This is a genomic window from Geminocystis sp. CENA526 (assembly GCF_050753365.1).
Lineage (GTDB): Bacteria > Cyanobacteriota > Cyanobacteriia > Cyanobacteriales > Cyanobacteriaceae > Geminocystis.
Window position 1 is genome coordinate 1 of record NZ_JBLZFY010000148.1, and the last position, 7,513, is coordinate 7,513.

Here is a 7,513-nt window from a genome sequence, read left to right on the forward strand (position 1 = left end):
TTACTCATTACTCATTACTCATTACTCATTACTCATTACTCATTACTCATTACTCATTACTCATTACTCATTACTCATTATTTACAAAGTTCTTCGCCACGACGATATAATTCACGCGCGTAGTCTGTCCATGTGCCTTGCCCCCAATAACGGAAACAGCTTGTTTGTACTAACAAGTTATAAAGTAAGGCTTCTTGATAATCAGGACGTTGTGTAACTGTAGGGTCTTCTGCTACCAGTCGATCGAACTTTTGATGAAACATAGCACTTAATTTATTCATGGGTTCAAGAACATTCTCGTAACCTTTTACCCAACTTAAATCATTAGTCCATGATGCACCATCTGTATGGAATTGATGATCATTTTTGTTTAAGTCTTCGATGGCACTTTCTACTGTAGCAGGAGTAAAATTATCCCCTACTTTTGCCCAAATTTTATGTTGTCCCACTGGTTGACACACGGGGAAATCTTCGGGATTAACGCCACTAGCTTCCACTAACTCCAGATACTCAGTACCATTAAAACCAACCACATCACCATTATTTTTGATGTCATGCCACACAGGAAGGAAACCACCGGGAAACTCATTCATCATCACTCCGCCGTTTTCACCATCCGCAATTTGACTGACACAGGAAGGAATAGAGACTCCCCCTATGTCTTGTTTGCCTAAAGTTTTGGCTTCATAATAGGGTTGCATTTGTGCCACTAACTTAGTATCCGAACCCTGAGTTTTGATTAAAGCCGTGATACTGACAGTTTCGCCACGGGAATTTTTCGCCACTAAACGATTAGGTACATATTTTTGTTCATGATGTAATCCTGAACCATCTGGACGTTCTACTGTATGTTCTTGTACTAACAACCAACGATAACCACAATCTTTTAAGGCTTTGACATATTCAAAAAGAGTGTCAGGATGATTAGGTAGGTGCATTTCAGGGGGTGAAAAACCTTTTACTCTGGATAACGCTTCTTCCCCAAAAATAGCCCCAAAATGGTGTTGCCATGCTTGAATCTGTAATTTTAAGTCGGGAATAGGAGTGGAAGGAGCTACAGCATGAGACCACATTGTACCCAACCATTCTACATAGGGTTGATACTGCGCATCACAAGCGAGTTTTTTGAGGTTATCAAGGACATCATTACGCCCCATTTGTTGTAAACCCCAGAGCAAATTTCCAGAGTAATCCAACATGATGCGAGGATTGCAACCATCAGCAACTAATTGAGGGATAAATTCTCCCATGCGACTATAACACCATGCAAAAACCCCAGCATTGTGATTATCACCATCTCCTTGATTATTGAACATATGCTCTAAATTGCAGATTAATGAGCCATTATGCCCTGCGGGAATAGTCGGTTGGTGCATATGTAACGCACAAGCAAATCCAGATTTTATATGATCTAATTTTAGGTTAGTATTAGGTAAATATACTGGATCATTATTGTTAACTAAGGCGGAGATTTTTGCTTCCGAACCGCAGATAGGAGGAAGATGAGCGGTACTTGTGGCAAAGGTTTTCGATTCTGCTGTAGCAATCATAAATATTTAATTTTATTTCGTAATTATGCAAGAGATTAAGTTATTGATAACAATCTCTTTTAATCTTTATTTTACCTTACGTTTTAGCAACATTTTTTCTAAGATTTAATAAGTTAATTTCAGATTTTTTATTTTTCTTCATAAAACTTAACTCTTCTTATTATATTGTCATAAAAAGTTTGTAGTGATGGCTTTAGCCATTGCTGAATAAACCTTAAAAGGCTTACTACAAACCTATATAAAATAGAAAGGTTAACACCATGCGTGAAAAATAGCTCTATCTTTACGCCATTTGACTAATTCGGCTTTTTTGAATCCTGCGGTAAGTAACCAAGATTTGACTAAAGCGATATTTGGTCCTGTCCAATTTGTGACATCTTTGCTTAATTCATTAGTCGGATAAAATCGCATTAAGGGTTGTGGAAATAAGCTAAAAAATAAGCTAATATGGGTTTCTAAAACTAATAATTCTTTGGTGACACTTCTTACTTTTTCGAGGGCGTAAAGGGGATATTTCATGTGATATAAAACCCCTAAAAATAACACAACATCAAAAGTACCTATTTTATCGGGAGTTAATTCTAAAACATCAATATTATAGTCTTCAACTTGAGAATTAAATATTTTTCTAGCTAATTCAAAACCTTGTTTTCCTGCTCCAAAATCACGCCAAAAATTATGATCTAAACCGTATAATTCTTGTTGTTGCCAAATGAAAGAATCTGTGGCTAAAACTCTTTTTGCTCCTCTTTTTTCTGCCGAAAAGGAATAAAATCCATCCCATGCACCAATATCTAAAACGGTTTTATCGGTTAAATTTTCTGGAATACCACTCAAAATCCATTGTTGAAATTTACGGCAAAATTTACCTTCTTTACCTTGTTTTGTTTCTATGCCATTGCCAAAGTCAAAATGATGATGCCAATATTTTATTTTCGAGATTTCTGTCAATAATTCTTGTGATTCCATAGATATAAGATGATAAAATTAAAAGTAATTGAGCTTAGAATAAGGCGTGATAGCTTACCTAAACAGATTTAACCATAATATAACAGAATCTTTAGTTTTTATTTCCTTTTTCTTGACTTTTTTGTACTGTACTAAGAGTTTTTAGTTACTCCAGAAATAGAAGCTAATATTATCCAAGCTAAAATATGTAATCTTAAATCAAAAATGGTTACATCAAATAAATTAAATATGGCATAACCGCTAAAAATAACTAAATAACTAAATAAAATAAGTCCTTCTTTTTTCTCCGATTTATCTTTAATTAAAGTTACTATTCCTCCCCAAAAAATACTTCCAATAATAAACAGCATCATGAGTAGAGTAATTAATCCTGTTTCGGCACTTATCATTAAAAAAAAGTTGTGGGGGTGTCCTAAATATAGCCCTGTTTTTTCTTCGTATAAAATGCTAAAATTTCTTAAACCCCAACCAAAAAAAGGTCGATTTTGAATTAAATCAAGACAAAAATCCCATTGTGTAGTTCTTAGTGTAGCTAAAGGTCGATCGGGATACATTTCATCGGATAATCGTTGCCAAAAAAAACTCGGTATAATATTTCTTAATAAAGATTGTGCTGGTAAATTACCAAAGGATGCCCAACTTATTAAAGCACTACTAACTGTTAATAATATTAAGATAAAATAGGAACGAAAATACAGAGAAAATACCACAAAAGTTATTATACTTACCAGCCAACCATTACGGGAACTCGTCAAGATTAAACAAACAATATTAAGTAAAATTGTTAATAAAATAACTATATTTATCTTACCAAATTGATTCTTTTTCCATCTATCAATTAATAAGGCTAATCCAAAAAATAAAGCCGTAAATAAATATAAACTAAGAGGATTTGCATGGGGAAAAACTGAAGACATTCGCCCTTCTGGTGTGCCATAGGGAATTAATTGCCATCCTAAACTTTTATAAATAAAATAGGGTGTTTTCCAACCTAATTTTACTTCTCCTATACCTAAAATACCGATAGGAATAGAGTTAAAAATAATGGGTAAGATTAGATAATATAAATGACTGTAATTAGTGATTAAAGTTCTTAACCCTAAAAACACGAAAAAAAATGGCAAAAAATGCACCATTCCTAACCATGCTTCCCCTGATTTATAGGCAAAAACACAGGAAATCATCATAAATCCTGTTAAGATTATGAAATAATAAGTTAATCTATCATTGACGATCGAACCATAATTTTTAGTCCATACTCTATAGACAATAAATAGTAAAATAAGAATGCCGAAAAACGTTTGAAAAGGTAAAATTAAAATAGTAATAAATAATAAATTTAATTCCAAATCTGGAGAAGTTCGATCGAATTTTAATAACATTGTTTATATATTGAGGATAGAAAGATTAAAGTTTTGAGAAGAATTATTTTGAGGAGCATTATTTTTTTCTGTATATTTAGCAACTTGATTAAAAACAAATATTCCCAAAGAAGAAAGTACAATAATGATAATAATTTTACTAAAAATATCGTTATATTGAATTGACACTTTTTCCTTCTTAGATAAAATTTTGTTAGAAGTATTGGAAGTATTGTGAGGATTTTTAGAAATAGTTTTTTCAAAAAAAAGTTTAGCTTTTTCCTTGCTTCTTCTTGCCATAATAATAAAATCTAAAGTATTACCTTGAGCATCTACAGCTCGATATAAATAGCGTTTTTTGCCCCTCATTTTAAAAGGAATTTGTACCATTCTCCAACCCCTTTTTCTTCGCCTTTCTGTTTCCTTAAAGCGTTTCATTGCTAAAGTAGAATATTCAGTAACAAGATTGTTAATCGTGCGTGGATCAAGTTTGAAACCTCTCTGTTTCATTACCATTTTTAATTGAGAATAACTTAATCTTTCTGTCAGATACCACTGAATACATAATAAGATTATTTCCTCTTTAATTTGCTCCCAAGGATCATGATTTATATTTCTCATGTTTAAATTACCTCATTGACCAGATTTTTTCTATCATTATATTCAGTTTAATGATACCATAATTATTAACTTTTGGTTATCTATAAAAGAAATTTTTATTTTCATTTTTTTGGTAAATTCTGTTAATTTTAAATAGTTAATTAATTTTTAATATTATCAAAATTTCATAACTTTAACAGGATTGCGATATATTAACTTTAAATTCTACATACTAAATTTTACATTCCATGATTGCTATATCTATAAAAGAGTTAGGTTTTCAATATAATAATAAAACAGTATTTGATAATTTATCTTTAACAGTAGAGGAAAAAAGTAAGGTAGGCTTAATTGGAGCAAATGGTGCAGGAAAAACGACTTTATTTTTATCTATTTGCGGAGTTTTAACGCCTCAAAAGGGAGAAATTAAATTATTAAAAAAAACTATTATTCCTCGTAATTTTTATCCTGAAATTGGCTTAATTTTTCAAAATCCTGATGATCAACTTTTTTCTCCTACCGTGAGAGATGATATTATTTTTGGGGCGGAAAATTTAGGTTTTTCTCCAGATATAATAGAACAAAAATTAAAGGAAGTTTTAGAAGCAACTGGAATTACCCATTTAGAAAATAGAATCCCCCATGAGTTATCGGGGGGGGAGAAATGTATGGTTGCGATCGCTTCAGTATTAATCATGAATCCTCAAATTATTTTATATGATGAACCTAGCGCTAATTTGGATTTAAAAGCAAGACGTAGATTAATTAATTTTTTACAATCTTCTGCTCAAACTATTTTAATATCTTCCCATGATTTAGAGTTAATTTTGGAGGTGTGCGATCGAGTTTTAGTGATCAATCAAGGTAAAATAGTTGGAGATGGCAACCCTAGGCAGATTATGAGTAATGAAGATTTAATGAGAGAAAATAACTTAGAAATTCCCCCGTCTTTAAAAATAACGAAGAGTCAAGTGGACAGGTAGAATTAACCTAAGTTTAAATGATTTAGGATTGCTATATTAACTTTTGCCTGTTGCCTGTCTTTATCAGTAAACTTGGATGCCTTCTAGCTTAGTATTTTTATTTTGTGAAGTACAACTTCTTTCGAGATGAAAGTTAAAAATATTTTCTAAAAAGAAAGACGTTACACAAAGATAATTGTAAATTAGGAAAAAAATCGCTAAATTAAGTAATGATTCTAAACAATGACAGAATAATCTGAAAAATTAATATTAGGAGATATTTTCTATGGAATCCCAAAGTTACGAAAAAGAAACACAAACTCAAGAGTCCTCCGCTTTTAACGATGATGTTGCCGGTGTTATCACCACTGCTACTTCTCCCGTGTCTTCTTCTGGAGATGCTGATTGGCAAGAATGGGTAAATGTAGTTGTTGATTATTTAGCTAAATTGCCCGATACCTTGGGTAACTTTTTCTCTGATTATAAACAACCTTTAACTACCTTTGGTTTAATCATCACTGCCACTATTACCGTTTATGTCACTTTATCTGTTTTAGATGCGATCGACAATATTCCTTTATTATCCTCTGTTTTAGAATTAGTAGGATTAGGATATAGTGCTTGGTTTGTTGCCCGTTATTTACTCAAGGCTTCCACCCGTCAAGAGTTATTTTCTGAATTTGACAGCTTGAAAAAACAAGTATTAGGCGGAAAAAGTCAGTAAATTTTGAATGAGGAATTAGCAATTAGGAATGAAGAATGAAAAATGAAAAATAGAGATGATATTGCCAAATTATTTTTGCCTTTTGCCTATCTCCATCAAAAGATTTTTTGAGCAACCCCTATAAGGTTAAAACTCTTGCCATCTGCCTTCTTCAGAGACTTTTTCTCCACCCCCTATTTATGTTTCACTTTCGTATCGAACCTCACAGCAAAATTACTCCTTCACAACAGTTAAGTGATCAACTTCAGTTTGCCATCGCATCTCGTCAATATCCGCCGGGGCATCGTTTACCTAGCACTCGTCAATTAGCAATGTTAACAGGGCTTCATCGCAATACTGTCAGTAAGGTTTATAAACAATTGGAAAAGAAAGGCTTAGTGGAATCGATCGCAGGTTCTGGTATATATGTGAAACATCAAAAGAAAGAAACTTCCCTTAAGACTCCTTCTTCTTTATTAGAATCCTATCCCGAAGCCGAAAAAATTATCACGGATTCGATCGATCGTCTTTTGCAACAAGGATGTAACTTAGGACAAATTAAACAACTATTTTTAGAAGAAATTCACTGGCGTTTGCGATGCAGTGCCTTACTTTTAGTCACTGTACCCCTTTCAGATTTAAGTACAGGGAAATTAATGGTTTTGGAGTTAGAAAAAGCGTTGATGATTCCCATACAATTAGTACCTATGGAAGAACTAAATTTAGTATTAGAAAAAAATAGTTCGGTTACTATTGTTACCAGTCGTTATTTCATTCATCAGGTTTTAGAGTTAGTTAATCCTGAGTTTACGAGGGTTATTCCCATTGATATTTATGATTATAAACAAGAGTTACAAATTATCAAAAAGTTACCCCAAGATTATTGTTTAGGGATTGTTAGTTTAAGTGCTGGTATTTTGAGGGTAGCCGAAATTTTAGCCCATAGTTTAAGGGGAAATGATATTACTGTGATAACCGCTCAAGGTAATAATCCACGCAGGTTAAAAAATTTGCTACGCAGTGCTTATACTATTATTTGTGATCCTCATAGTTATTTGATGGTAAAAAATACTCTCAAGGAAGTACAAGAGGATTTGATTCGCCCTCCTGAAATTATCTGTAGCAATAGTTATATTGGGGAAAAATCGATCGAACTGTTAAAAAGAGAGTTAGGCACTATCTAGGGTGTGCTTAAAAAGTATTTTGATGAGGATAGTGAATAGTGAATAGTGAATAGTGAATAGTGAATAGTGAATAGTTGTTAATTTTTAATTCATTGCTATTCCTCTTAGAATAAATAATGAATAATATTCAAGAAAAAATAGAGCATCGTTTAGGAATATCTTTAGATAAAATATTTTTATTTTG

General features: G+C 32.4%; 7 protein-coding genes. 3 read left to right on the forward strand and 4 right to left on the reverse strand.

Features of this window, described 5'->3' with window-relative positions:
• Window positions 1-77: 77 nt before the first annotated feature.
• The 4 genes from ACN4EE_RS21200 to ACN4EE_RS21215 all read right to left on the reverse strand — a co-directional run bounded on the left by ACN4EE_RS21200 (window position 78) and on the right by ACN4EE_RS21215 (window position 4,501).
• Window positions 78-1,550, reverse strand: a complete 1,473-nt coding sequence (locus ACN4EE_RS21200; protein WP_431708498.1) for a glycosyl hydrolase family 57 — start codon at window positions 1,548-1,550, stop codon at window positions 78-80.
• A gap of 252 nt (window positions 1,551-1,802) precedes the next feature.
• Window positions 1,803-2,519 carry a class I SAM-dependent methyltransferase gene (locus ACN4EE_RS21205; protein ID WP_431708499.1) on the reverse strand — a complete coding sequence of 239 codons (717 nt, stop codon included), beginning with the start codon at window positions 2,517-2,519 and terminating at the stop codon, window positions 1,803-1,805.
• A 131-nt stretch (window positions 2,520-2,650) separates the two neighbouring features.
• On the reverse strand, window positions 2,651-3,901 hold the full coding sequence (locus tag ACN4EE_RS21210) for an O-antigen ligase family protein (protein ID WP_431708500.1): 1,251 nt from the start codon (window positions 3,899-3,901) through the stop codon (window positions 2,651-2,653).
• A gap of 3 nt (window positions 3,902-3,904) precedes the next feature.
• Window positions 3,905-4,501: a DDE-type integrase/transposase/recombinase gene (locus ACN4EE_RS21215; RefSeq protein ID WP_431708501.1), complete on the reverse strand. Its 597-nt coding sequence runs from the start codon at window positions 4,499-4,501 to the stop codon at window positions 3,905-3,907.
• 227 nt (window positions 4,502-4,728) lie between these two features.
• On the opposite strand from ACN4EE_RS21215, the gene ACN4EE_RS21220 reads away from it, so the two are divergent.
• The 3 genes from ACN4EE_RS21220 (at window position 4,729) to ACN4EE_RS21230 (ending at window position 7,329) form a co-directional block, all read left to right on the forward strand.
• A complete protein-coding gene (locus ACN4EE_RS21220) occupies window positions 4,729-5,463 on the forward strand; it encodes an energy-coupling factor ABC transporter ATP-binding protein (RefSeq protein WP_431708502.1) in 735 nt (244 codons plus the stop codon).
• Between the two features lie 265 nt (window positions 5,464-5,728).
• A complete protein-coding gene (locus tag ACN4EE_RS21225; RefSeq protein WP_431708503.1) occupies window positions 5,729-6,166 on the forward strand; it encodes a CAAD domain-containing protein in 438 nt (145 codons plus the stop codon).
• A 179-nt stretch (window positions 6,167-6,345) separates the two neighbouring features.
• Window positions 6,346-7,329, forward strand: a complete 984-nt coding sequence (locus ACN4EE_RS21230) for a GntR family transcriptional regulator (RefSeq protein WP_431708504.1) — start codon at window positions 6,346-6,348, stop codon at window positions 7,327-7,329.
• The last annotated feature ends 184 nt before the right edge of the window (window positions 7,330-7,513 follow it).

Bases quoted from the DNA above. Each gene is read 5' to 3' on its own strand.
- ACN4EE_RS21220 (WP_431708502.1), top strand. From the start codon at position 4,729: ATGATTGCTATATCTATAAAAGAGTTAGGTTTTCAATATAATAATAAA.
- ACN4EE_RS21200 (WP_431708498.1), bottom strand. From the start codon at position 1,550: ATGATTGCTACAGCAGAATCGAAAACCTTTGCCACAAGTACCGCTCAT.
- ACN4EE_RS21210 (WP_431708500.1), bottom strand. From the start codon at position 3,901: ATGTTATTAAAATTCGATCGAACTTCTCCAGATTTGGAATTAAATTTA.
- ACN4EE_RS21215 (WP_431708501.1), bottom strand. From the start codon at position 4,501: ATGAGAAATATAAATCATGATCCTTGGGAGCAAATTAAAGAGGAAATA.
- ACN4EE_RS21225 (WP_431708503.1), top strand. From the start codon at position 5,729: ATGGAATCCCAAAGTTACGAAAAAGAAACACAAACTCAAGAGTCCTCC.
- ACN4EE_RS21205 (WP_431708499.1), bottom strand. From the start codon at position 2,519: ATGGAATCACAAGAATTATTGACAGAAATCTCGAAAATAAAATATTGG.
- ACN4EE_RS21230 (WP_431708504.1), top strand. From the start codon at position 6,346: ATGTTTCACTTTCGTATCGAACCTCACAGCAAAATTACTCCTTCACAA.